We start from the raw sequence: 24,959 nt of genomic DNA on the forward strand, positions 1-24,959 counted from the left end.
ACGGAAAAGTCTAATAATAGCCGCTATACGTGAAGCGAGCGAGATACCGATAATAGCGACGATTTAATTATTTAAATAATGTCATGCTAATAAAACGGGAGTTGTTCGCCATGATCAATGAAATCCAGTCGTTTCTGAAAAACTACTTTGATGTACTGCAAACCCAGGACTTGAATCTGTTTGATCGGGTCTTTCATCGGGGTTGCGTATTATATAGCGCACAAGACTCGACCGTGGTCGTCCGGTCTTTTGATGAGTACAGGGCCATGGTTCAAGGCCGTCAGTCGCCACAGGAAGGTGGTTTTCCACAACTTGATGAAGTATTGATGATTGATGTGATGTCTGCGGAAATGGCCATCGTTAAAGTGCGTTTGCGCCTATTCAATAACGTCATGGTCGACTACTTGAACTTGATGAAAGTCGATGGCCAGTGGATGATCTTCGCAAAGCTCTTTCACAAGGCCGGTGAAGTGACAACTCAGTAAGCTAACGGCCAGATGAAAAATGAGAACAAACTTATGTAGTGCACTCTTCGCGTTGCCAGTTTACGCACTCCCACTTACAACGCAAAAGCGCTTTGCCTAGTTGGATATGGCCGGCAGAAGAGTCTTTGTAACAGCGCCCACAAAAAAGCCCCAGGTCTTGCGACCTGGGGCTTTTTCTCTGTATCTGGTGCACCCGGCGGGATTCGAACCCACGACCCCTGCCTTCGGAGTCCTAAAAGTCGACGTTTAGAATCAATACGTTAGCGGGGATTAGCTGGAGAATCAATGGGTTGTGTTAGCTGGGTTTAGCGGGTTTTCGCCTCGTTTAGTGGGGCGAGTGTGGCAAATTTGTGGCATCCCGATCAGTCGCTAAGCCTCTCCACGAACCTAATCGACTGAGCTCACCCAAAAAAGTAGCCAGTAATGAAGGGCAGTAAGCGGCCAAATCAGGTCATTCTGTAGTGGTCAACTAATCACGGACACGACGTTAAGTTTTTCCTCGGCCCGAACTCACGCCAGCCCACCGTTGAATTGGTGAGGCCGAATCCAGTTGTACCGATGCATCAAAAAATGGCTGATGTCGCGCTGGGCTTCCTGCGCAGTTCTGTAACCTACGGCCAGTATCCATTCAGTTTTCAAACTCCGGAACACTCGCTCCATCGGTGCATTGTCCCAGCAATTTCCCCGGCGACTCATACTCTGGCGTATGCGGTATCGCCACAACCGTTGGCGAAATAACCGGCTTGCGACCCTCGATCCGAGTGGAATAGCAGGCCAGAAGGCCTGCCACGCTGCTCGTAGGCCATATCCAGCGCCTTGATCACCAGTTCGGCGTCCGGCTTTTCCGACAGTGCCCAGCCCACTATCCGCTGAGTGCACAGATCCAGGACGACAACCAGGTAATGCCATTTTCCTTGCGCCCAAATATAGGTGATGTCGCCGTACCAGACCTGATTGGGAGCGGGCACATCAAACTCACGGTTTAACGTGTTCGGGATATCGAGTCTTTCTACTGTCGCTCGTTTGTAAGCGTGGGAGCCGGGTGGTTTGCTGACTAAATCAAGCTGCGCACTTTGAATCGACCGAGCTGCTCTCCGTCTTCACGCATTAGCGACAGGATGCTGCGACTGCCCGCAGCGCTGCGACTTTGTGAGAACAGCTCACTGACACGACTACGCAATCGAAGCCGTTCAACATCGGGCATGCGGCGCCGCAGGCGCTGGGCGTAGTAACAGGAGCGAGTGACGTCAAATACCTTGCACAGCTAACCAACCGGCTCATAGGCGCTCAACTGATCAATCAGCGCGAACGCTCGTGATCTTCCGACATCAAGAGCGCGGTAGCCTTTTTTAGTATTGATTTCTCTCGCTCAAGCCGAGCGATCAGGGCTTCCAGTTCCTGAATTTTCTGCTGCTCTGGGGTCAGCGCCTTGCTCTGCGGAGTGACGCCTTTATGTTCTTCCTGAACCTGGTCAACCCAGCGGCGTAGCGCTGACTCACCAACGCCGAGTGAGCGGCTGGCTTCGATGTAGCTGTAGTTTTGCTTGAGCACGAGGTCGGCAGCCTCGTGTTTGAATTCAGCTGTAAAGGAGCGGTGTTGTTTGGTCATCTGACACCTCGATCTGGCGAGCATTCTCGCCTAAATGGGTGTCCGGTTTCATTAGACCACTACATTCGACCGTGTTACGAATCTTGGGAAGATTCACTTACCTCTGCGGGGCCTGGGTAGACAGGGCCTTTACCGCAGGCGAAAGGTCCGCGATGATGTCAAATCGCCGTGATTAAACGGTCATGCCAGAAATTTCGACAATGATAACCATTACGTATTAGTGCTTGTAGTTTTTTATAGTTACGCCACGGTGAAAATAAAACGGTCTACAGTGTGAATTTGTAGAAATGTGAAGGAACGATGGGCACTGGTCGTGCGATGCACGCTATGGAATGTAATAATGAATTTGAATATATCAAAAGGGCAATTGAATTTTTGGCTCCCAAAAGCTCTTGAGGGGGAGCAAGGCAAAGTTGATAGCGAATTTCTACATACCTTATGGCAGCGATATCCAAAAAGTAGTGCAAAAATAAGATCGCTGATTAAGGACCTGTCTGCTGTAACATTGAGCCCTAAAGATTCGGCAATTGACAAGCTTGCAGAGTTGGTCGTTGACCCATCGTTCTTTAGTCGTTGGCTAACTCAAGATAAAAAGCCTTATCCTTCATTGCTCGCTATCATATGGGCATATTTTGAAGGAAACGATCCCAGTTTAGGTTTTGAAAATTTAAGAAAGATAGGTTTTTTTGTTCCTTATAAATCTAAAAAAGATAAATATTTACCCGAGCTTAGCAAGGTTCCGGATCTGATTCGGCTCATAGAAAACTCCAAACTTGAAAATCGTTACAAGTCGTTGTTTATATGGAAGATGTTGACAGACTCAATAATCGGACAACAAACTCATCCGGGAGAGTTTGTAATCCAGGAGTTTTACAAAGAATTTGTTTTAGCCCTAGAAGAGAATGGCTTTAGCGATCTACTAGATGGGGCGTATGAGGCGAAATGGACGCATAGTGAGTCTGTTCGTTTGGAGCAAAGCTTTTTTGATGTGTTGACAGAAGTAGGTGGTGCCTCTCTAGCCTATCAAGAAGAACCTATAGCTCAAACCACTCAAATCACTCAACGCTGCGAAATTGGAGAACGGTTCTTAGCATCTTTAAAAGAGCTAGAGCAGAAAGTTGATAAATATAGTGCAAGCTCTACCACTTTAATATCAAAAATCAAGTCCCTGGCAAGCGAAGATGATCCTTCTTTGACTCTGAGACAGATAAGAGATAGCTCCATAGCTCTAGAGGATCTTTGCTCTGAAGTTAAATCAGACGCGGTTGATTTGCTTGATAAAATCGATACTAGCTTAAACCTGGAAATAAAAAAGTTAGGAGCGAGCGTTGAGTACAAACAGAGGGAAAGGTTTTCATTCGTTTCAAGTACTCAGTGGTTTGAGCATGTTTCATGTAAGATAGAGTTCAACTCTGAAGTGCTTCTAATGTTAAGGGGGATGGATAACGTAGAAGTACTTTCTAGAGTTTCCATGGAAAACATATCCTCAAGTACGGTTTATAAATACGAAGATCTCAAGGGTTCGGCTGAGCACTTGGTTGAAACGTATGAGCAAATTGTATCTGGATTTGCAGCTGAAAAAGAATTTATTGAAGCTATAAGATATAATTGTTCTAATCTTTGTTGGAATGTCTATAAAGATTCTACCTTAAGTAACGAAGCATGGTTGTTTCTGGCGGAGTACTATCTACTTACTGGTGAGTTGGGGGTAAAGCTGGGCATACTTGCGCAGCGCACATTTGAGGCGGTTTCTCTAAAGCTTGGCGATCTCATTAGCAGGAAGTTACATTTATCTGATGCATCCACTATAACCGAATGCGTATGCACTTTATCTTGGCTTACACTTGGGCAGCAAGAGCAACTAGCGCGGATGCACCCCTCCCTGAAAACTTTGGTTGCGCTCACTCAGATGGATGCGTATTTGAAGTCCCTAAGCCAGGGGATGGATTCTTACATATACTGGAGTACTAGCCCTCTTGGAGATATTTCTAATAATCATTCGAGTTTGGCTGTTAGGAATTTTTTCAAATCTATTTATGATATTGTCTCTACTCCTTCAGTAGAGCCATTAAATTCGCAGACCCTGGCCCTGTGTGTTTCCGGTGTTCAAATCGGAAATGCAAGAGTACAAGACGAGAAAACATCTTTAGACTCCTTCATAGAGGAGTTAAGAGAGATTCTAGATTTCAGAAAGAAAGGGGGGAGAACCACGTATGCCCATATTTGGCAGGCAGCATATGATGAGATATTTGCGCCGCTCCTTGAGGATTTAACTTCAAATGGAGTAAAAGGTTTTCTTTCGCGGTATGAAAGTTTAATCGCTGATTTTGAAGTGGAGTACTATATTGATGGCTGGAAGGCCGAAATTCCAGATCATCTGAAAAAGAATTCTGAATATGATAAATTTATTAGAAATCAAGTATCTCTAAAACTATCAGAAATACAGGGTTGGGTTAATATTTATAGATCGGTTACCCAAAAAGCACAGCTTCGTAAAGCTGATCCTCTTGTTGTATTAAAGTCAAATATTGGAGTTGTTTTTAAGTCCTCTGAGCATGACTGTGCGATCGTTCGAGGATGGCTAGAATCCAAGACGACAGAGCAAAAGTTTAGGTCTAATAGTTATGTATGCCAAAACCGAAACTGGAGTGCGGACCTTGCATGTGTTGCAGACTTCAAAGAGGTTGATGCACTACACCCCAGAGCCTTTTCTAAGTTTGCGGATAGGGCTGTAACCTATGAAGAAATTTATACTGATGATCTGGTTGCAGGATTTGGATTTGGTACGACTGAGTATCTTTTAGATATTTATGCATCTAATAGTCTGTTCGAAGGTTACGCCGCAGTTGCAAACGACACCAGCGAGGAGGTTTCGCCTTCGTTGGATCGTGAAGTTGAAAGGCTCATTGAAGAACTCACGCTGGAATTAACTCAACGAATAGCAGCGCTTGAGGGGATGAGTGAAAACGCTGCTTTAGCAAAAGCACTATCAGCCGCTCAACTTTATTTAGACAACCAGCAATGGCGCCTCGCGGAAAAAGCGCTTTCAAATGCTGAAATTATCGCGCTAGAAATAAATGAGAGCAGTAAGGCGCTGGAGGAGCGTACGTTTCTGCTGCACAAAATTGCCAAGCTCGGTGGACATAGCCCAGCGTTGGCTGATGCAGATAATGTGGGTTTAAACAAGCTTCTGAACCAACTTCAAGATCGCTATAAAGAACAGCGACTGCATGTGCAAGTTTTAGAAAGGCTTCTAAGTCTAAGTGGTTCTGAGTTTGATGCTCAGCTTCAAGACTGTATTAATCATCTTGATTGCGTTGAGCGTTATCCCAGCGCTGTATCTTCTGGTTTGGTTGCGTATTATCTTGAGCAGGCAATCGATCCTATTTGCAGTGAATTGAGTAGGAGTCGTACGTTACTCGCCACGTACGTGTCTCAGCTCAGAAAGCTCGGAAAGATATTGCTATTGAATATTAGAAATGATGATAAAATTTTTGAGGAGCATTCAAATTTAATATCTATACTAGTTGATACTGCGGAGCAATGGCAGCGAATATCTTCTGAAGGAAAGGCGGGGGTCGATAAGATTCTACAAGTCTTTGTAGAGAGAGGTTTCGTTGAAACAGAGGCGATGGAAACTGATCATGCCGAAATCGCAGAGCTAGCACCTACTCAAAAAAAATCAATTAAAGTTGAGGATGAGAATTTTGAAGTTCTTTTGGTTAAGGCTAAACAAGTCGCTGATGCTATAGATACGAGTGGTCAGACTCTAAAGTTAGATATCGCAAGTCTCATAAATCATAAGTCTTGGGATGCAGTTGCTAGGTGCTCACTGGCGAAGCTATCAGAGAGTAAGTTTACATCTTCTGAGGAACTAGCTAACTGGGCTGTCAGTTCGGCTTTATCTGCGGTGGATATACTCAGCACAGCCGAGCTCTCTTACACGCTAAGAATGATAAACGGGAAGGTCAAATCTTCAGTAGTAAGGTATTTGCATCAAGAAAAATCAATGCGAGCACACGTTGGGGATCTTGTTGCTCGCTTAATTCGTGATATGGCCTGCATAAATGATCTAAGTTTTGAAAAAACTAATGGTAACTCTTCACTTGAAGCGTTGCAGTCATTGCAGGCCAACATGAGCTCTTCGGTGATGCACCAAGATAACTTCAGGCTTTGTTTTGAAGTGGATGTTTTTGAGACTATAGGTCTCAAGGCTTTTTGGGAGAGATTTGCAGGCGATCAAAAACAAGCAGAGGCTCGTGCAATTTTAATGTATCTCGCTTGGAGATTTCACTCTCCTCGCGCACTTGCTTATTGCTTAACTATGCCGCCGATAGAGTTAGAGAAAAGGAAAGCTGAGGCACTAGCAAGCGTCGCAGAAGATGCACTCGTAAGTGGGAATGGTGACTTGCTTCAAGGTTTTTTTGACCTGAAGAAAAGTATTCAGGCTAAGCCTTTTCAGATATTTGCCGATCTCGTCCTAAGCAATTCAATATCACACAGTGAAAATGCTGCCAAATTAACTCTACTAGGTGGGCTGGAACGCCATGGCGATGGCACTTTACGAAGTGTGCTACGAATAGAGCCTAGGCGGGTTGATAGCCCTGATAGCATCACTTTAAAATTGCCAAATAATTGCCCTGTACGGTTTTCAAATGGAACCTCTACGGAAAAGTTGAGCGGTCCCTTCTTTGTAGACTCGTCTCTACCAGTATCATTTAAGTTGATGGATGAGTTTGCATCTAAGTTTAGTGTTGAACTTGAATGCTCCGTTGTATCTTTAACTGGCGTGTCTTCAAATTTTAGCCAAACAGTTGAGTTCTCTATTTTTGGGGATGATGAATTTGAGCCACTTTCTGCTGATGAAATAGATGATGCGTTTGATAATTTTCCTGATGTACATATGCGCGGTGATAATTATGTTGCGCGTGTTATCGATGAGCAAAAAATTGAGAAAGCGCTATTTAGAAGTAAAACTGTTCGTAGCGTCTGGATTTCCAGCCCGAGGAGATCTGGGAAAACTACTATGCTCTATAGAATCCTGGACGCCTTTTCGCATAAGGTTAATCGAGATAATTTAGTTGTGTATTTGACTCTTGACGAAGCGTTTGCTGATAGTACGTCATTCAATCGGTGGATTTGGAGGCGTCTGCGCACATTTAATCCTAATAAGGAGTTGCGTGAGCTTTACGAGGATTTCGAGGCTATTGGGCGTGATCTCCCGTTTGACTCTGATGCTGGAACGTTTATTGGAGAACTGTCAGATCGATTGCTAAGTTTTAGAGAGCCGGGTACTCGTATAATATTTTTGATAGATGAAATTGATCGCTTTGCCGCCATGTATTTTGAAGGTGGAGTTAAAAAAAATACTGCTATTGATATTCTTTGGCAAATTAGGCATACAGTAACCGATAGGCGCGATATAGGGTTGGTTTTCGCCGGTTCGTCCGCAGCTAAACAAATATTTATTACTGATGCTGAATCGCCATTTTACAATAGTATTGATCACTTAGAGTTGACCCCTTTTTCTTGCAAAAATAAGGCTCTTGAGGACGCTGCGCGGCAAATAGTAGAACCACGTAAGGTTCGAGCTAAATATGAGTTTCCGAGAGATACCTTGGAACACCTGATATGGGTATGCGCAGGGATTCCTTATTATATGAAGCTCGTAGCAGGCGCGACGTTCGCGCGGGCTAAGCAAACACATATTCTACGGGCAGATGTAAATGAAGGGCTACGCGCACTTTTAGCAAGGGATACAGGGATCTCTAAGTTGGATGATATGGGAGGCGATCCCGGATCAGATGATTTGAGAACAACTATATCTATTGAAAAGAGCGAAGAGGCCATTCTAGCTAAAGCGGTACTCTATTCTTTTGCCGACCTTCACAGTCCTATAAGTGGGCATAAAACCTACCGGGGTAAAATAAGCTCCGCTGAGAGTCGTTTGGTATCTCACTACAATATATCTAAAGCAAAAATTGATAGAGGATTAGATATCTGTATAAGCTTGGGGTTGATTCGGTTAATTGAAACGGAGTCCGTTCCGGAAATCGATTTTGTAATTCCAATTTTAGGTGAGTCTCTACGTAAATCATCTGGTAGGTTGTGGGCCAATATTGATCATCAACTGGCTAAATTGGCCCAAGGAGCGAGCTAAATGTTGCCATCAGCCCAAAAGGTTATTTTGATTGAGGTTATTAAGACCTGGATCTTGCAGCGAAGTAATTATGTGTTGGTATGCCCGCCTATGAATGGTGAGCGTCAAGTTATTGAGTTTCTTACCTCGGAGCGGGCAATCTACGAAGTCATAGGCGATCATTTTCACAAATTAGCAATAGCGAGCTTAGATACAGCCGACTTCAAAACAGAAATGGTATTCGCTAAAAGCGTGGCCAGGAGCTGGGCAGTCGAGGATGAGGTTGCTGATGAGCAGGATCCTCGTTCCGTATTGGAGCTAGCTTGTGCTGCGGTTACTAAACAGGGTAGGGTTCCGATATTAATAGTGCACCGTTTTCATGAAGCACTAGACAAGCTTGGAGAAGATATAGGTTCTGCTCTTAGAGATTTAGAGCACTCGCATTATCTTAAAACTGTTGTAACTATGCCCGTTTCGCTTACCGTGTTGCGTGAAAGGTGGGAAGCTATGGAGTCCAATAAGGCTCCTTTTCTGGCTTCTGACTGGGGGCAAGGTCATAGAAATAAGGTATTGAAAGGCTATAGCTTTGCAGAAATAGTTGCTATAGGAATATCCAAAAACATTGATGTCGTCGCCTGTGAGGTTTTATTTAAGTCGTCGGGTGGTGTAGTGGGGGTTGTAGACCTTCTTGTGGATGAGGTTTCGGGGAAACGGGGGCGAGGGTTAACTCTGTATTTACAGCAAAGATCGCCTGAGATTTGCAAACGTCTATTAGATTGGCTTGATCCAATAAATACATCAAATACATATAAAAAGTCTCTTGTTAGCTTGCTCAACCCCAGTTTTTACCCGACTGCGCTAGCTTTCGTTATGGATCACGATTGGAAGCCAATTCTATTAAATAAAGAAGGAGCACTCGGTTTTGAAATGCTCGCATGGGCGGCGGCGTCTTTAATTGCAAAATCCGCTGATCCGACGTGGTCAAAAACTTTGATGATGCTGTATCAAGATGAAAACTTTGATGCCGCGGTTGATATGATTGAAGTATTGTACGGTGCTGATAAAATAAATGGATCGTATTGGATTGCGCTCAGGGACCTGACTCTTTTCTGTAAATTTACGAATGACGTTTTTTCTAACTCTGATCAATGGGCTGCTGCCAGAAGGAAGCTAAATAAACTTTTAAGTTCTAATGCTCTACCCCAGCAAGTATCTAAGTGCTTTGCTAGCTTGGAATGTTGGAAGCCAATATCAGAGCTCTTGTCGGATTTTCTTTCGTGCAAAAAAGTTCAGCCAGAATTACGTATCGAAAATTTTGTGTGCGAGTCGGGTAAACGTGAAAATATACTTCCCTTTCTCCAGTTGCTATCTTTGAGACTCGATGCTGCCGAAAGCCACGACACATTTCATGCGCTTCAGTCTGTGATGACAGCTCCAGAAAGTTTATTGCAGGTTTACGCTTTTTTTGAGTTGAATATTTGCTTTTGGAAGTTTCCTGGTCTCTCAGGTGATATGGATAAAAAGTTAGTGGAGTTTGCTAAGAAGCCTTACTCGCTCAGGCCAGGGCTGCTAGGGTACTCTGATTTAGCGCATTTAATAGCTCTGTACGGCGAGATGGGTAGCGTTCCCAATTGTTTAATCTCAGGAGCGGATGAATTGAGTAACGTGCTATCGAAATACGAAGTGCGCAAAGAAAGTTCTCATAGTACCGCATTTGCCGAGGCCGTTACCTGTCAAAAATATCGTGAGTTTTTGGGTGGGCTGATTGAAAGGTACTTTGAGATTCTATCGATTTCATCAACTAATAAGACACTGATCTCTCCGGTGTCATGTGTCTTGGAATTGTTGATGTACGCTCCTCGTGCTCCAATTGCAGTCAGCATGAGGAGTTAAACACGTGTAGGAAATATTATTTAGGGCTCTATTCGAGCCCTTATTTATGGTGGTTTCTAAATGCCCACACCTGTTGTTATTGATTTTTCAAAGGTTACTCTGATTGAGTTGTGGCTCTAAAAGCCATAGCTGTAAATTGTTTGTTAATGGTTTTCGCGTGTATTCTGTTTGTTTGTCTGGTTGTTTGCGTGTTATGAAATGATAGTTTTACTGCGTTGTATTTATTGCATTGGCTTTGCTCTAGATTATGACGGGTAGCCTGCATAAATAGGCTGTATTTATCTTTGAAGAGTTATTAAGTTGCTAATTTTCATCCGCCGAGGCATAACCCCGACTTTTCTGAGCGTGGAGAAGGGCACCAGAATGGCCTTGTTGGCGACACGATTTCTCATGCTGCCACCCGGTCGCGAGCTTCTATGCGGCTGCGTGCCCATATTTAGACTTCAGATAACACACGCGCGACGTGTGCACCGCTCGCGTCGCTGCTGCTCAATTTGACAGGCTGGGGAAAGCCGCTATCGGTGCGCTGCATGAGCTTGTAGATGCTGGAGCGCTTCATGCTGACGATATATTTAACTTCAGACATGCGGATGAACGTAGAAAACGCATCGAAGATTGGACTTTGAGTTGCTGAGTTAAGGCGGGGAAGCTCGGTGATAGAGGCTTTCATAGGTCTTGCTCCCGAGTGGTTAGGACTGAGAGCAATGATCTAGATGCCGGTCGAAGGTGTGATGAATTCGACTGCTGGGTTGGAGCTGCGCAGCATTGGTCTTGTATAGCATGAAGTCCTCGCGTTGTATGACTAAAAAACAGAGCTTTGAACCCGGGAAGCACCTGCTGATTTTTTCAACAGCCGATACGCTTGATGGCCTCGGTTATCTCAACCAAGACATTTGCATACTCCTTGGAAAGCACGCCGCTGCCTTCTGTGAAGAGGTGCTTCTGAAGACCACCTAGACGTCGCAGTTCATTGATGACATGGGAATCAATTCTGCTTCTGGTCTGCCGCTTCAATGCCGCGCTCAGCATGAATTGACCAACGCTTATTCCGCAGTCATGCGCCTTCTCGCGTACCTGTGTCTCTTCTTCCTCAAAGCATCGAATTGCCGGCAGCCAACCAGTGCGTCGGCGTTGTTCACTACGGCTCATGTTTTTTCCTTTTCCAGGTGTTGGGGTCTAGGGGCTTGCCCTGAGTGGGGAAGGTAGGCAAAGCAGAGGGAGTGCAACGACTGGTGCGCGCCGGTTGTGAGGTGCCAGGTACTGGCGGTATCACAAACCCTACCTTGTCCATGTAGTTCCCTCGAAAAAATAGGTGATACCTGCAAAATCTGGATACGAAGGAGGTGCAGGGAGCGTTGGCAATCAGGAGGACAGCACGGGTACGACAAAAAAGCGTATTTGGGACAATCGCGTTGATCATAGGTGCATCAGTTTGAGATGAGTGCAAGACGATGAGCGGACGGTGACCGCGTCGGAACAGGGCAGATCCAATCGGGTGTTATGTGTAGGGCTGATTGACGATACGGATGCAGTCTTGCCTAGCTCCGATTGATTTTTAAGACCACTGCCGAGAGATGAAAATGAGATGCTCATAGATGAAAACTCATGATGGAAGAGAATGCATTTCGGGATATTTGTGGTGAGGTCACAGAGGAGCTAAAGTCAGCTATCTGATGAAAGAGTTCGGGAGCTGGTTGATTCGTCGCCCCCTGAGCTTGTGTGTATGAGTAGTCATGATCGCTGGAGATTTTTTATGTGCTCGTCTAGTCACTCAAAAAGTAGTTACGCTGAGATCATGCAACTGAAACGCTCCAATCGTGAGCGGCTGAGCCGTACTATCGAGAAGGCAGCGTCTGACGATATCGAGGCGTCTGCTCAACGCATCAAGGACGTTATGCGTTCCTCACAGGATCCCAGTCAGCGTCGGCAGCGCATTGCGCCACCGGCGTTCAGTGATAGCGATTGACACCTCTATTACCTGAATGAGGTTCCTGTTGATGTCCAGGCTCCGCATGGTTATCAACAGGGAGCAAGTTCTGCTTTGGAATGCCGTTTAGATTTGGTTGATATCTCTTCTTGTATGTCTGACGGGGTGTCAGTTGAAAGCAGTTTTGAGCTGACATGCCGTCACTTGAAATGAGGTCACGCCTGCCCAGCAGTCACGTGACTGACTGGCTTGTGCATAACCCTACTCTTCAGTGCTGTTGCGTTTTTGGATTGAGCTGCGGATCGACAGAAGCGTTTGGTAGATAGCAGGATTGCTATTAGCCAAATTTTCCAAATCGGCCGGGCTGATCTGAAAACCGATGTTGGTTTGGCTCTGAACGATGTGTAGGTGTTCGATGTAAATGTCTTGCCCAACCGTTTGCTTGTGGCGAAGCATGCGTTTCAGCTCTTCCACAGTGCTTTGGATCTGCGCGGGTCGATATTTCCAATGTGCGAGGGCTCGTGGTCGACCTTGGCTGTCTTTGATCGCTATCTTTTCCGTGAGCGAATATTCGTTGTACTTACGAGAGCGGGTCTTGCTGATGTATCCCCCCGCTTCGAGCGTTTTTATCTTGCGCATGACTTGGCGCTCGCTGATGCCTGCTTTCTGCGCGATGGTCTGAATCGAGGGAATCGACAAACCAGTCTTTAGGTTGCAGTGGGACTTAATCACGCAGTAAACCGCAAACGCGTCAGGGCCGAGTTTTGAGAGCTCGTGATCCACCATGGCCTGGAAGATATGAAACCAGTACGTATTGGATTGCAGATGGTCGTCTGGCGTTTGAGGGCTTGGATCGCCTGAAACTTCCAAGCTGCTCATTTTCGCCCCTCCACTTGGGTCTTTTTGCTAGGGCGCCCGACTTTTCTAATATCAGCGTCAAAAGGGGAGCGTGGGGGTGAGTTCAGTTTTCTTTCTGCGCCTGTGCGCATCCACTGTCGCAAATCACCCAGCCGCCAGCGCAGGCGTGAAAGTCCTGGCACGGGCTCAAGGCCTGGCAACTTGCGCTGACGCACAGTCAGCACGCTGAAGCCCGTAAGCGCCGCGACTTCGGCCACGCCTATCAGTACGTCATCCGAAAGCTTTTGGATTTTTTGAATGGTTTCGTAATCGACGCTCATCGCTAATGTCGCTCGGTTGCTATGGAGTACGTGCAGCTTTCGCCAATCGAGGACCGATCAACTAGGACACCTTTTTGACAGATGCGGCTGTTAGCCAAAGAATGGGTACATGCAGCCATCGTCCTTTGAGTCCGGTATCAATCCTGAAGAAGTCTTTCAGCTCGTTTTCCGTGAGATTGAAAGTCATCAAGGAGCGGGCCGGAAAAACTTTGTTGTCCGTGTTCCGGTGGATCTGGTGGAGTACTTGTTCTCCGGGATTTTGCTCAAGTCGGGTATGTCGAAGGTCGCCTTGGAGCGATTGCTTACGGAGCTCGGCATTTACGGTTTCAAGGATGCAGATGGGCGGATTCTGCGGCGGTATCTGAGTGGCCAAACGCGCATGGCTTGGGATACCTATCAACGGCTGTTGTTTTGGGCTTTATCGAAGGAGTGGGTCAGTGATTGGGTTTTTCGCGATTTGCTGTTGAGGACGTATCTGCGGGAAGCGGCTCAGCTCAGTGCGCGCAATATTCTGAACACCCTCAAGCGTCGGGTATCGATAGCGGACTTAACCCGTGAGCAGGTTATCGAGTGTTTCAACGAGGTTTATCTACTCAAGCAGCGGGAACGCGAGGAGACGGCGCTAAACCGTGTGCGAACGGATTCAGAGACCAGAGAGCTGGCTCGCTCCCTGGGGCTTGAAATTATCGACTGACCATCAAGCTAGCTTCGCCGCGAGTTCTTCTGCGGTGATGTTGTAGTAACGCTTCAGCATGTTCACCTCGCGGTGTCCAGTCACGCTGGCCAGCTCAATCAGATTGGGAAGTTTGGTGGCCAGCCGGCAAGTGGCCTCATGGCGTAGGTCGTGGAAGCGCAGATCGAGCAGAAAGTCTTCCTGGGGCGTTACCAGAGCGCGTTCGCAATCTCCTAAGTATTTCGTCCTTGCTCGCTCCAAACCGCGAGTGAAGGCCTTCTTGAGAGCGTCTGCGGTGGTGGGGAAGACTCGGCCGCAAAGTGAGCGTGGCAAGTCCTTGAGCAGCTGAATAGCTCGCGGGGAGAGTGGGACGGTTCTTGGTAGCCCGTTCTTGGTCGCTGGAAGATGAGCGGTTTTGCGATCCAGATTCACATGCTTCCAGCGCAACTCGAATAGCTCGCCACGGCGCATGGCGGTTTCAATTGCCAGTTGCACGATGGACCGTATCCAAGGGTTGTGCGAGGCGTCCGCATAGGTTCCATCGGCCCGGCGCTCCCGAAGCTCCAAGGCGCTGAGGATGTATTGCTCTTCAATTGGGTCCAGGCGTCGCGAGCGTTCGTCGTTATAGCTCGGGCGGCTGACCATCCGCACCGGGTTCTCACCGAGGTGAATTCCCCATTCCCGGCGAGCGACCTCAATCACGCACTGAAACAAAGCCAGCTCACGCTTAACGGTATTACCCTTGCGAATCTTCAGGCGCTCGTCGCGGTAACGGGCAAAGTCGGAGGAGGTGAGTGTGGCGACGATACGTGTTGCCAGCGGATGACGCTTAAGCGCTTCCAGACGTTTGATTTCCGAGTACGCACCTTTGTGCTTCGGAGCAATCTCAGAGATATAGCGATCAATGAGTTGGTGAAAAGCGGTGCGTTCAGCCTCGACCCGAGAGACAAAAATACCCCGGTCGATTTCGCTTTCGATCATACGCGCCCAAGCTTGGGCATCGGCTTTGGTTTCGAAGGTTTTGCGCTGGGCTGGATAGCCCTTACGGCGGATTTGCGCTTCCCACTGATACTCGCCGCGATTCCTGATTGTTGCCATTTCGACCATTTCCGCCACTTTTGAGTGTGGCAAATTTGTGGCAAAAACGACTTTCAGGACTAGGACAGGTTTCTGTCAGGAGCGCTATCCCCTTGTAATACAAGGGAAATAAGATGGTGCACCCGGCGGGATTCGAACCCACGACCCCTGCCTTCGGAGGGCAGTACTCTATCCAGCTGAGCTACGGATGCTTGTGCGGGCGCCATCATACCCATGTCGACCTTGGGCGTCCATGCTGGTTTTTGGCCGTCTGCCGGTAGGATTCTGGAGCGGCGAGGCTCTGTACCGGGCGGTGTGCGTCCTTGGCGCTGAATCCGGCTGTTGTGCGCCTGTCAGAATAATTCGGCTAATGCGCCGTTTTCGTTCTTTTTTTCGAACAGACTATTGCCCTGCCCCCCCATTGATCCTAGGATTCGTTTGAGATTTCAAACGCTCTGTCTCCCGTGCGCGATGTTTCAGCTTGCGCCCAGTGACTGATTTCCCTGACGGCAGCCTTCGAGGCGCCTTTCAACAACTCTAATTTGCCCCGCGCGCGCGCGGTGCTGTTAAGGAAAGCCGACATGCAGCTTAAAGACACCCAGTTGTTCCGCCAGCAAGCCTTTATTGATGGCGCTTGGGTCGATGCGGACAACGGTCAAACGATCAAGGTCAACAACCCCGCGACTGGCGAGATCCTGGGCACCGTGCCGAAGATGGGCGCCGCCGAAACCCGTCGTGCCATCGAAGCCGCCGACAAGGCTTTGCCGGCCTGGCGCGCACTGACTGCCAAGGACCGTGCAAACAAGCTGCGTCGCTGGTTCGAGCTGATCATCGAGAACCAGGATGACCTGGCGCGTCTGATGACTCTGGAGCAGGGCAAGCCGCTGGCCGAAGCCAAGGGCGAAATCGTCTACGCCGCTTCGTTTATCGAGTGGTTCGCCGAAGAGGCCAAGCGTATCTACGGGGACGTGATCCCTGGCCATCAGCCAGACAAGCGCCTGATCGTGATGAAGCAGCCGATCGGCGTCACCGCCGCCATCACGCCGTGGAACTTCCCGGCCGCGATGATCACCCGTAAAGCCGGCCCGGCCCTGGCTGCCGGTTGCACCATGGTCCTCAAGCCTGCGTCGCAAACCCCGTTCTCGGCGTTTGCCCTGGCTGAGCTGGCCCAGCGTGCCGGGATTCCAAACGGCGTGTTCAGTGTGGTCTCCGGCAGCGCTGGCGATATCGGCAGCGAGCTGACCAGCAACCCGACCGTGCGTAAGTTGTCCTTCACCGGCTCGACCGAAATCGGTCGCCAGTTGATGGCCGAATGCGCCAAGGACATCAAGAAAGTTTCCCTGGAACTGGGCGGCAACGCGCCGTTCATCGTGTTCGACGACGCCGACCTGGATAAGGCCGTCGAAGGCGCGATCATCTCCAAGTACCGCAACAACGGCCAGACGTGCGTGTGCGCCAACCGCCTGTACATCCAGGATTCGGTGTACGACGCGTTCGCGGAAAAACTCAAAGTGGCCGTAGCCAAATTGAAGATCGGCAACGGTCTGGAAGAAGGCACCACGACTGGCCCGCTGATCGACGAAAAAGCCGTGGCCAAGGTCCAGGAACACATCGCCGATGCCTTGAGCAAAGGTGCGACCCTGTTGGCGGGCGGTAAGGTTATGGAAGGCAACTTCTTCGAGCCGACTATCCTCACCAACGTGCCGAAAAACGCTGCCGTGGCCAAGGAAGAAACCTTCGGCCCGCTGGCGCCGTTGTTCCGCTTCAAAGACGAAGCCGAAGTGATCGCGATGTCTAACGACACCGAATTTGGCCTGGCCTCCTACTTCTATGCCCGCGACCTGGGCCGTGTGTTCCGTGTGGCCGAGGCCTTGGAATACGGCATGGTCGGCGTCAACACCGGGCTGATCTCCAACGAAGTGGCGCCGTTCGGCGGTATTAAGGCGTCGGGCCTGGGCCGTGAAGGCTCCAAGTACGGTATCGAGGATTACCTGGAAATCAAATACCTCTGCCTGGGTATCTAACCGGCAAGGTATCGCTGCAAACGCAAAGGGCACGAGAGCGCTGTCCCTTTGCGTGCTTCAAACCGTTATTCGAAGTGGCCGGGAAAGCTGTGGCAGTCGATCATCGCATGCTGCCGTAGTTGCCTCCCCGTCACGTATTCCTTGGACCACGCCACCCGATGAGTGGCGAATGAGGACTTTATGAGCAACAAGACCAACGCTTCCTTGATGAAACGCCGCGAAGCCGCTGTACCGCGCGGTGTTGGCCAGATTCACCCGATCTTCGCCGAATCCGCGAAGAACGCCACCGTGACTGACGTTGAAGGTCGCGAGTTTATCGACTTCGCCGGCGGCATCGCCGTACTGAACACCGGTCACCTGCACCCGAAAATCATCGCGGCCGTGACCGAGCAGTTGAACAAGCTGACCCACACCTGCTTCCAGGTCCTGGCTTACGAGCCGTACGTGGAGCTGTGCGAAAAAGTTAACGCCAAGGTGCCAGGTGATTTCGCCAAGAAAACCCTGCTGGTCACCACCGGTTCCGAAGCCGTGGAAAACGCCGTGAAAATTGCGCGTGCCGCGACTGGCCGTGCCGGCGTGATCGCTTTCACCGGCGCTTACCACGGCCGCACCATGATGACCCTGGGCCTGACCGGCAAGGTTGTACCGTACTCCGCTGGCATGGGCCTGATGCCAGGCGGTATCTTCCGTGCGCTGTACCCGAACGAGTTGCACGGCGTGAGCATCGACGACTCCATCGCTAGCATCGAACGCATCTTCAAGAACGATGCCGAGCCGCGTGATATTGCTGCCATCATCATCGAGCCGGTACAGGGCGAGGGCGGTTTCTACGTAGCGCCTAAAGCCTTCATGAAGCGCCTGCGCGAACTGTGCGACAAGCACGGCATCCTGCTGATCGCCGACGAAGTGCAAACCGGTGCCGGCCGTACCGGGACCTTCTTTGCCATGGAGCAGATGGGCGTTGCTGCCGACCTGACCACCTTTGCCAAATCCATCGCGGGCGGCTTCCCGCTGGCTGGCGTGTGCGGCAAGGCAGAATACATGGACGCCATTGCCCCAGGTGGCCTGGGTGGCACCTATGCCGGTAGCCCGATCGCGTGCGCCGCGGCCCTGGCCGTGATGGAAGTGTTCGAAGAAGAGCATCTGCTGGACCGCTGCAAGGCTGTTGGCGAGCGTCTGGTCACTGGCCTGAAAGCCATCCAGGCCAAGTACCCGGTGATCGGCGAAGTGCGTGCCCTGGGCGCGATGATCGCGGTCGAGCTGTTCGAGGACGGCGACAGCCACAAGCCGAACGCTGCTGCGGTGGCCGCGGTGGTTGCCAAGGCGCGTGACAAGGGCCTGATCCTGCTGTCGTGCGGCACCTACGGCAACGTGTTGCGCGTGCTGGTCCCGCTGACCTCGCCGGACGAGCAGTTGGACAAAGGTTTGGCGATCATCGAAGAGTGCTTCTCCGAGCTGTAAGTGCAGGTTGGCTGGATCGAAAAAAACCCGCTTCGGCGGGTTTTTTTGTGGGCTATGCACCTATTCAGGCCTTGTTCCTTGTACGCAGGCGCTTCCTTTGTCTAATGTGCAAGGATTGCCGATGGAGCGTGCTGCATGACTGCTGTTGATTTACCTGCTGTACCCCGTGTGCTGATTGCCGAGCCCGACCCTTGGTCGCGGGATCTGCTCAAGCAGGTGTTGTTGAATGTGCGCTGCGACGCGCGGCTGGATGTGTGCGCCGACGGGCAGCACGCCGCCGAGCTGCTGCGAGACAAATCCTACGATTTGATCATTGCCGATTGGGAGCTGCCGGGCGTTGACGGCCTGAGCCTGTTGCGCAGTGTGCGTCAGCGTCGGCGGGTGCCCGTGTTGCCGTTCATCCTGCTGAGTACACGCAATGACGGCGCCAGCGTGCGCGAGGTATTGCCGCTGGCGCCCACCGCCTACCTGACCAAGCCACTGAACATGGAGGGTCTTACGCAACGCCTGCAGGATTTGTTGCTCAACGAAGGCGAAACGGTGTATTGCGAACCCCCCGCCCTGGCGGCGGGCATGTCCTTGCCGGTGTTCCTGGAGCAGCGTCGCGAGCTGTCGGACGGCGCGCCGCTGCGGGTTGACGTCAAGGCGGCCGTGCAACGCAGCCTCACGCCGCAGGGGCTGGATCTCAAGCAATTGGAAGAGCAGGTCAAGGTTGATCCACAGATCACCGCGGTGCTGATCGCCGCCGCCAACAGCGCCGGCCAGCACGGCACACCGGTGCAGACCCTGTCCATGGCGCTGCACAAACTGGCCGCCGGGCAGAGCATGAACCTGATCCTCGGCCTGGCCCTCAAGCACAACGTGATCCTCAGCGATGCCAGCCTGATGGAATACGCTGAGCGTTACTGGCAGTTGTCCCAGCGAACTGCGCAATACGGTCGTTCACTGGCGCGCATGCTCGACCTGGAACACGAACGCTGTTACAGCGCCGGTATTCTCCATCGGTTGGGCGACCTGGCCCTGCTGCGCAGCTTGCAGGAGTGGCGCCAGGGCGGTGGTGAACTGGATGAGGCGTTGATTGGCGAGTCATTGTCCACCTTTGGCGCCAGCTATGGCTCGGCGCTGCGCACGCGCTGGCGCTTGCCCCTGGAGCTGCGCCAACTGATCGCGGCGACCTACTCCCTGGAAGGCGGGGTGTATTCCCGTGAGGCGCTGGTGATGAACATCGCGGCGCAACTGGCAGGGCTGACCGAGCATGAAGGGGTCGAGGTGTTAGCCAAGGGCAAGACGGCGAGGTTGCTCAAGGTCGGGTTTGCAGAGCTGACGCGTATCCGCAAGCCTGGGTAGGCGCTGTGTCCGCCAGCAACAATGCTGAATGTGCCGCCGCCATCGTAGCCTCGCTAAAGCTCGACAACTCCCACATTTGATTTGTGGTGTGTCCAGAACTCCCAGCCTGGTCGAGCTCCCACATGAGGTTTGCGGGGTATCCAGAACTCCCAGCCTGGTCGAGCTCCCATATGGGTTTTGTGGGGTATCCAGAACTCCCAGCCTGGTCGAGCTCCCACATGGGGTTTGTGGAGTATCCAGAACTCCCAGCCTGGTCGAGCTCCCATATGGGTTTTGTGGGGTATCCAGAACTCCCAGCCTGGTCGAGCTCCCACATGGGGTTTGTTGAGTATCCAGAACTCCCAGCCTGGTCGAGCTCCCACATGAGGTTTGCGGGGTATCCAGAACTCCCAGCCTGGTCGAGCTCCCACATGGGGTTTGTGGAGTATCCAGAACTCCCTGCCTGGTCGAGATCCCACATGGGGTTTGTGGGGTATCCAGAATTCCCAGTCTGGTCGAGATCCCCTGTGGGAGCGGGCTTGCCCGCGATGGCGGTGGTCCAGGCGCTATTTTTTAGGGCCGTGAAAGGGCAGGCATTCAGCCGACAATCACCCGGTTCTTGCCCTGGCGCTTGGCTTCATACATGGCCGCATCAGCCCGGGCGAACAGGCTATCCAGGGTAGCATCTGCGCCGGTGAGGCTGGCCAGACCCTGGCTGACGGTCACGCCATAGGGCCGGCCGTCATGGCTGAATTCCAGTTGGCGCACTTCCTGCCCCAGGCGTTCGGCGACCTGCATGGCCCTTTCCGGTTCGCACCCCGGCAGCACTGCAGCAAATTCCTCGCCGCCAATGCGCCCGAACAGGTCGCCACGGCGCAATACCCCGCGGCCGCTCTCGGCGATACGCAATAACACCTGATCGCCCTCCAGGTGGCCGTAGGTGTCGTTGATGGCCTTGAAGTTATCTATATCCAGCAACAGGAAGGCCAGGGGCAGGCCTTGGGTGCAGGCACGTTCGAATTCGTGATGGGCGCACTCGAAGAAATGGCGACGGTTGCTGCTGCGGGTTAGCACGTCGGTGGTGGCCAGGCGCTGCAGCTCGAGTTCCAGGTGCTTTTTTTCGGTGATGTCCTCAGCGATGCCCACCACAATCAACGGTTTCCCTGGGGTGGCCTGTTGGTTGGTAAAGCACTTGTCGCTGAGCCAGCGGATCTGCCCGTCTGCGGTGATGATGCGGTACTGGCGATTCTCGACCGCCCCCAGCTCCAGCACCTGGGCCAGGCTGTGCTCGGCGTAATGCTGGTCTTCAGGGTGGATGCTGTCGCGCCAGCCACGGTGCTCGGCCAACAGTAGGCTGGCCGAGCGCCCGAAGATGCGCTCATAGGCCGGGCTTACGTACAGCACGCGGCGGGTCTCCCACTCGATGGCCCAGAGCACGGCGTTCACACTGACCAGCAGCGAGCTCAACAGCTGTTCACGCTGGCTCAGACGCTCCACTTCGCCCTGGGCATGCATCAACGCCAGCAAGGTAGCGGCAGCCGGCCGTGACGTATCCGTTGAGTCAGGTGTGGTGGGGATCGGGGAGTCCGTTTCGTGGACCATCGGCACAATTCTCTCTGGACATGCCGCAGCATTGAACAGCAGTTAAAACAAGGCCCGCCAGGATGGCGAAGTGTTGTTTGAGAGAGGGGAATTGCAGCTAAGTTCCGTTATCAGTCGCGATTGAGACGGAATGTTCGGTGACTGTGAAATGGCGCCAAAAAACTGTGGAGCCGGTAAGGACTGGGCGTCCTCCCGGCTCCTGCAACACCTAGGCGTTTGCGGGGCGCAACGAGTAGGTTTTCAACTGGTGGGCAAAGTCGCGCAGGGATTGGATCCCGCTGGCCTCGGCCTCGTGCACCCACTCCTTGATGGCCGCGAGCATGTCATGCCCGTTGCTGCTGGTCTTGAGCCAGATCTGTTGCAGCGCCAGGCGCTTTTCGTAGATCACCTTCAAGGCCTGGCTGTGCTCCAGCATGCTCTGGATGCGCACATGGTGGCGCTCATCCAGCAGACTGGTTTCCCGTGACAGCAGGCGCTTGGCCCGGTGGAACTGGTGGCGTACCGAATGATCGACCTTCTCCAGCTCCTGCTTGACCAGCGGCGCAATCACCAACTTGCGGTACTGGGCCATGATCTGGAAGCGGTTGTTGAGGATCGCCATGGCGGTGTCCATGTCCAGGTGGCCCTTGCCTTCCACTCGATGGGCAATCGGCGCCACGCGCTGCACCTTGGCCAGGCGCAGGAAGCTGAACACTTGGATCCAGGCCCAGCCCAGGTCGAATTCCCACTTCTTCACCGACAGTTTGGCGGAGTTGGGGTAGGTGTGATGATTGTTATGCAGCTCTTCGCCACCGACGATGATGCCCCACGGCACCAGGTTGGTCGCCGCGTCGCGGCATTCGAAGTTGCGATAACCGATGGCATGCCCCAGGCCGTTGATCACGCCGGCGGCCCAGAACGGGATCCACATCATCTGGATCGCCCAGATGGTGATGCCGATGGTGCCGAACAGCAGCACGTCGATAACGCCCATGAGGGCCACGCCCAGCAGCGGATAGCGGGTATAGAGCTTGCGTTCGATCCAGTCGTCCGGGCAGTTCTTGCCGTAGATGCGCAGGGTCTCGGGGTTTTCCGCCTCGGCGCGGTACAGCTCGGCACCTTTGCGCAGGACCGTGGACAGGCCCTTGATCACCGGGCTGTGGGGATCGTCGACGGTTTCGCACTTGGCGTGGTGTTTGCGGTGGATAGCGGTCCATTCGCGAGTATTCTGCGCCGTGGTCAGCCACAGCCAGAAGCGGAAGAAGTGTTTCAGGCCAGCATTGAGCTCCAGGGAGCGGTGGGCTGAATAGCGGTGTAGATAGACCGTGACACCGATAATGGTCACGTGGGTCATCAACAGAGTGACTGCCACCAGTTGCCAGGCTGACAAGTCAAGAAAACCGTTGTACCACATAGGCTGTATGGCCCTCAGATAAAGATAAGAACAACTGACGCATTATCACTTAGCCTACAGATAAAACCAGTCACCCTTTCAGATAGGAGTGACGAGATGTTACTTGTCCTATAATCCGCAGCCTCTGTAGGGCGATTCTGTTTTTTAGTAAGGATTACTAGTCATATGCTGCTTTCATACCGAGGTGCCCTACGTGCAGGGCTGGTGTACTTGTTGCTTTCGGTCTTGTGGATACAGCTCAGTCAGCAGGTATTTAACAATTTTATCGATGAACCCAAGGAAATGATTCACTGGCAGATGCTGCGCGGCTATCTGTGGGTGACCCTCAGCGCCCTGTTTATTTTCCTGTTGTGCGCCCGCAGTGCGCGGGCCCATCGCATCCAGCAACCCTTGACGGAAAATCGCGAGCGCCTGCGCCAGGCGGCGGCGGTGTTCGATTGCACCCGCGAAGGGGTGCTGGTCACCGACGCCCGCGGGCAGATAGTCCACGTCAACCGCGCGTTTATTGAAATCACCGGTTACCAGGTGGAAGACGTGATGGGCCACCAGCCGAGCCTGTTCAAGTCCGGGCGCCATTCGCCGGATTTTTATGAGCAGATGTTTCGCGCCCTCAACCAAGAGGGCGAGTGGAGCGGCGAGATCTGGAACCGCCGTAAAAGCGGGGAAATTTATCCACAGTGGCAAACCATCCGTGTCATCCACGATGACCAGGGCCAGGTCAGCCATTACGTGGCGGTGTTTTCCGACATCAGCGCCATCAAGCATTCCGAGCACGAACTGGCGCACCTGGCCCACCACGACCCGTTGACCGACCTGCCCAACCGCCTGTTGTTCACCGACCGCGCCGAGCAGGCGCTGGCCTCGGCGCAGATTCACAAGCGTGGCTGTGCGCTGTTGATGCTGGATCTGGACCACTTCAAGATCATCAACGACAGCCTGGGTCACAATGTAGGCGACCAGTTGCTCAAGGCCGTGGGCGAGCGCCTGCAGGGCTTGTTCGGTCCCGGCGTGACTTTGGCGCGCCTGGGCGGCGATGAGTTCGCGGTGCTGGCGGAAAGTTGTCCACAGGTGGTCCAGGCGGCCGCCCTGGCCCAGCGCATCATTGACAGCATGAAGCAGCCGTTCGTGTTCAACGGCCACCAGCTGTTTGTCAGCGTGAGTATCGGCATCAGCCTGTTCCCCAGCGATGCCCTGAGTGCCGAACAGCTGCTGCGCAACGCCGACTCCGCGTTGTTCAAGGCCAAGAGTTCCGGGCGCGAAGGCTACGCCCTGTACACCGAGGAACTGACCGCCCACGCCCAGCACCGGATCGAGATCGGCAATGAGCTGCGTCGCGCCCTCGATCAGCAAGAGCTGCGGGTCTACTACCAGCCGGTCCACGACCTGCAAACCAGCCGGATGATTGGTGTGGAAGCCCTGGTGCGCTGGCAGCACCCGCTGCGCGGCCTGGTGTCACCGGCAGAATTTATCCCGATTGCCGAACGCACCGGGTTGATCGCCGAGATTGACGGCTGGGTCATGGAGCAGGCCTGTCGCCAGATGTGCCAGTGGCTGGCAGACGGCAAGAACCTGTCCTTTATGGCGGTCAATATCTCCAGCCGCCTGTTTGCCCGCCACGAATTGTTCGAGCAGGTGGCCAAGGTGCTGCACGACACCGGCCTGGACCCGGCGAAGCTGGAACTGGAAGTCACCGAAAGCGCAGTGATGGACGACCCGGAAGTGGCCCTGGAACAACTGCACCGCCTGCGTGAACTGGGCCTGAGCCTGGCTATCGACGACTTCGGCACTGGCTATTCGTCACTGCTGCGCCTCAAGCGGTTGCCGGTGCAGAAGCTGAAAATCGACCAGGGCTTCGTCGCCGGCCTGCCGTGGGATGAAGACGATGCGGCGATTGTGCGGGTAGTCATCGCCCTGGCGCAGAGCATGGGTATGCAGGTGCAAGCCGAGGGTATCGAGCAGATGGAACAGGCGCGGTTCCTGTTGAATCACCAATGCGACCTGGGCCAGGGCTACTGGTTTGGCCGGCCGATGCTGGCGGCAGAGATTGATTGGGCCCTAGCCCCCGCCATCCACTAACCCCACCCCCCGGGGTTGGAATGCAATAAAAAATGTGGGAGCGGGCTTGCCCGCGATGACGGAGTGTCAGCCAGTAAATCTGGTACTGATACACCGC

The 24,959-nt window shown here is 52.2% G+C and carries 15 protein-coding genes, 1 tRNA gene and 1 pseudogene; 8 read left to right on the forward strand and 9 right to left on the reverse strand.

The window, feature by feature from the left end; all coding sequences use genetic code 11:
* The first annotated feature begins 110 nt into the window (after positions 1 to 110).
* A complete protein-coding gene (locus PSFL_RS16715; protein WP_057436977.1) occupies positions 111 to 485 on the forward strand; it encodes a nuclear transport factor 2 family protein in 375 nt (124 codons plus the stop codon).
* 510 nt (positions 486 to 995) lie between these two features.
* Here the strand turns inward: PSFL_RS16715 and PSFL_RS16720 are convergent.
* A pseudogene (locus tag PSFL_RS16720) lies at positions 996 to 2,093 on the reverse strand (IS3 family transposase).
* A 340-nt stretch (positions 2,094 to 2,433) separates the two neighbouring features.
* Here PSFL_RS16720 and PSFL_RS16725 point away from each other — a divergent pair.
* Together PSFL_RS16725 and PSFL_RS16730 are read left to right on the forward strand one after the other, a co-directional pair.
* Complete coding sequence (locus PSFL_RS16725; RefSeq protein ID WP_397470292.1) at positions 2,434 to 8,253, forward strand: hypothetical protein; 5,820 nt, start codon at positions 2,434 to 2,436, stop codon at positions 8,251 to 8,253.
* Positions 8,254 to 10,125 (forward strand): hypothetical protein, encoded by a 1,872-nt coding sequence (locus tag PSFL_RS16730; protein ID WP_397470293.1) that lies wholly within the window; start codon positions 8,254 to 8,256, stop codon positions 10,123 to 10,125.
* A 436-nt stretch (positions 10,126 to 10,561) separates the two neighbouring features.
* Here the strand turns inward: PSFL_RS16730 and PSFL_RS16735 are convergent, their stop codons facing one another.
* The 4 genes from PSFL_RS16735 to PSFL_RS16750 form a co-directional block, all read right to left on the reverse strand.
* Positions 10,562 to 10,795 carry an AlpA family phage regulatory protein gene (locus PSFL_RS16735; RefSeq protein WP_397470294.1) on the reverse strand — a complete coding sequence of 78 codons (234 nt, stop codon included), beginning with the start codon at positions 10,793 to 10,795 and terminating at the stop codon, positions 10,562 to 10,564.
* A gap of 176 nt (positions 10,796 to 10,971) precedes the next feature.
* On the reverse strand, positions 10,972 to 11,274 hold the full coding sequence (mobA, locus tag PSFL_RS16740) for a plasmid mobilization protein MobA (protein ID WP_169852210.1): 303 nt from the start codon (positions 11,272 to 11,274) through the stop codon (positions 10,972 to 10,974).
* 1,039 nt (positions 11,275 to 12,313) lie between these two features.
* Positions 12,314 to 12,931 (reverse strand): helix-turn-helix domain-containing protein, encoded by a 618-nt coding sequence (locus PSFL_RS16745; RefSeq protein WP_397470295.1) that lies wholly within the window; start codon positions 12,929 to 12,931, stop codon positions 12,314 to 12,316.
* Entirely contained in the window at positions 12,928 to 13,230 is a 303-nt protein-coding gene (locus PSFL_RS16750) for a helix-turn-helix transcriptional regulator (protein ID WP_397470296.1), read from the reverse strand. The genes PSFL_RS16745 and PSFL_RS16750 overlap by 4 nt, the downstream gene beginning before the upstream one ends.
* A 109-nt stretch (positions 13,231 to 13,339) precedes the next feature.
* Between PSFL_RS16750 and PSFL_RS16755 the strand changes: the two genes are divergently transcribed.
* Entirely contained in the window at positions 13,340 to 13,924 is a 585-nt protein-coding gene (locus PSFL_RS16755) for a hypothetical protein (protein WP_397470297.1), read from the forward strand.
* A gap of 3 nt (positions 13,925 to 13,927) precedes the next feature.
* Here the strand turns inward: PSFL_RS16755 and PSFL_RS16760 are convergent, their stop codons facing one another.
* Complete coding sequence (locus tag PSFL_RS16760) at positions 13,928 to 15,010, reverse strand: site-specific integrase (protein WP_397470298.1); 1,083 nt, start codon at positions 15,008 to 15,010, stop codon at positions 13,928 to 13,930.
* 105 nt (positions 15,011 to 15,115) lie between these two features.
* Positions 15,116 to 15,192 (reverse strand) — tRNA-Arg (locus PSFL_RS16765).
* Positions 15,193 to 15,561: 369 nt separating this feature from the next.
* Between PSFL_RS16765 and gabD the strand changes: the two genes are divergently transcribed.
* The 3 genes from gabD (at position 15,562) to PSFL_RS16780 (ending at position 19,812) form a co-directional block, all read left to right on the forward strand.
* Positions 15,562 to 17,004 carry an NADP-dependent succinate-semialdehyde dehydrogenase gene (gene gabD / locus PSFL_RS16770; RefSeq protein WP_057957966.1) on the forward strand — a complete coding sequence of 481 codons (1,443 nt, stop codon included), beginning with the start codon at positions 15,562 to 15,564 and terminating at the stop codon, positions 17,002 to 17,004.
* 180 nt (positions 17,005 to 17,184) lie between these two features.
* Complete coding sequence (gene gabT / locus PSFL_RS16775) at positions 17,185 to 18,465, forward strand: 4-aminobutyrate--2-oxoglutarate transaminase (protein WP_057436980.1); 1,281 nt, start codon at positions 17,185 to 17,187, stop codon at positions 18,463 to 18,465.
* 135 nt (positions 18,466 to 18,600) lie between these two features.
* On the forward strand, positions 18,601 to 19,812 hold the full coding sequence (locus tag PSFL_RS16780) for an HDOD domain-containing protein (protein WP_397470299.1): 1,212 nt from the start codon (positions 18,601 to 18,603) through the stop codon (positions 19,810 to 19,812).
* A 576-nt stretch (positions 19,813 to 20,388) separates the two neighbouring features.
* Here PSFL_RS16780 and PSFL_RS16785 read toward each other — a convergent pair.
* A complete protein-coding gene (locus tag PSFL_RS16785) occupies positions 20,389 to 21,393 on the reverse strand; it encodes a sensor domain-containing diguanylate cyclase (RefSeq protein ID WP_057436982.1) in 1,005 nt (334 codons plus the stop codon).
* Between the two features lie 208 nt (positions 21,394 to 21,601).
* Complete coding sequence (gene desA, locus PSFL_RS16790) at positions 21,602 to 22,786, reverse strand: delta-9 fatty acid desaturase DesA (RefSeq protein WP_057436984.1); 1,185 nt, start codon at positions 22,784 to 22,786, stop codon at positions 21,602 to 21,604.
* A 165-nt stretch (positions 22,787 to 22,951) separates the two neighbouring features.
* Between desA and dibA the strand changes: the two genes are divergently transcribed.
* Positions 22,952 to 24,862, forward strand: coding sequence for a phosphodiesterase DibA (gene dibA, locus PSFL_RS16795; RefSeq protein WP_170059496.1), 1,911 nt, complete (start codon positions 22,952 to 22,954; stop codon positions 24,860 to 24,862).
* Positions 24,863 to 24,959: the final 97 nt, after the last annotated feature.

It is taken from the genome of Pseudomonas sp. DD1 (genome assembly GCF_044510355.1).
Taxonomy (GTDB): Bacteria; Pseudomonadota; Gammaproteobacteria; order Pseudomonadales; family Pseudomonadaceae; genus Aquipseudomonas; species Aquipseudomonas shahriarae.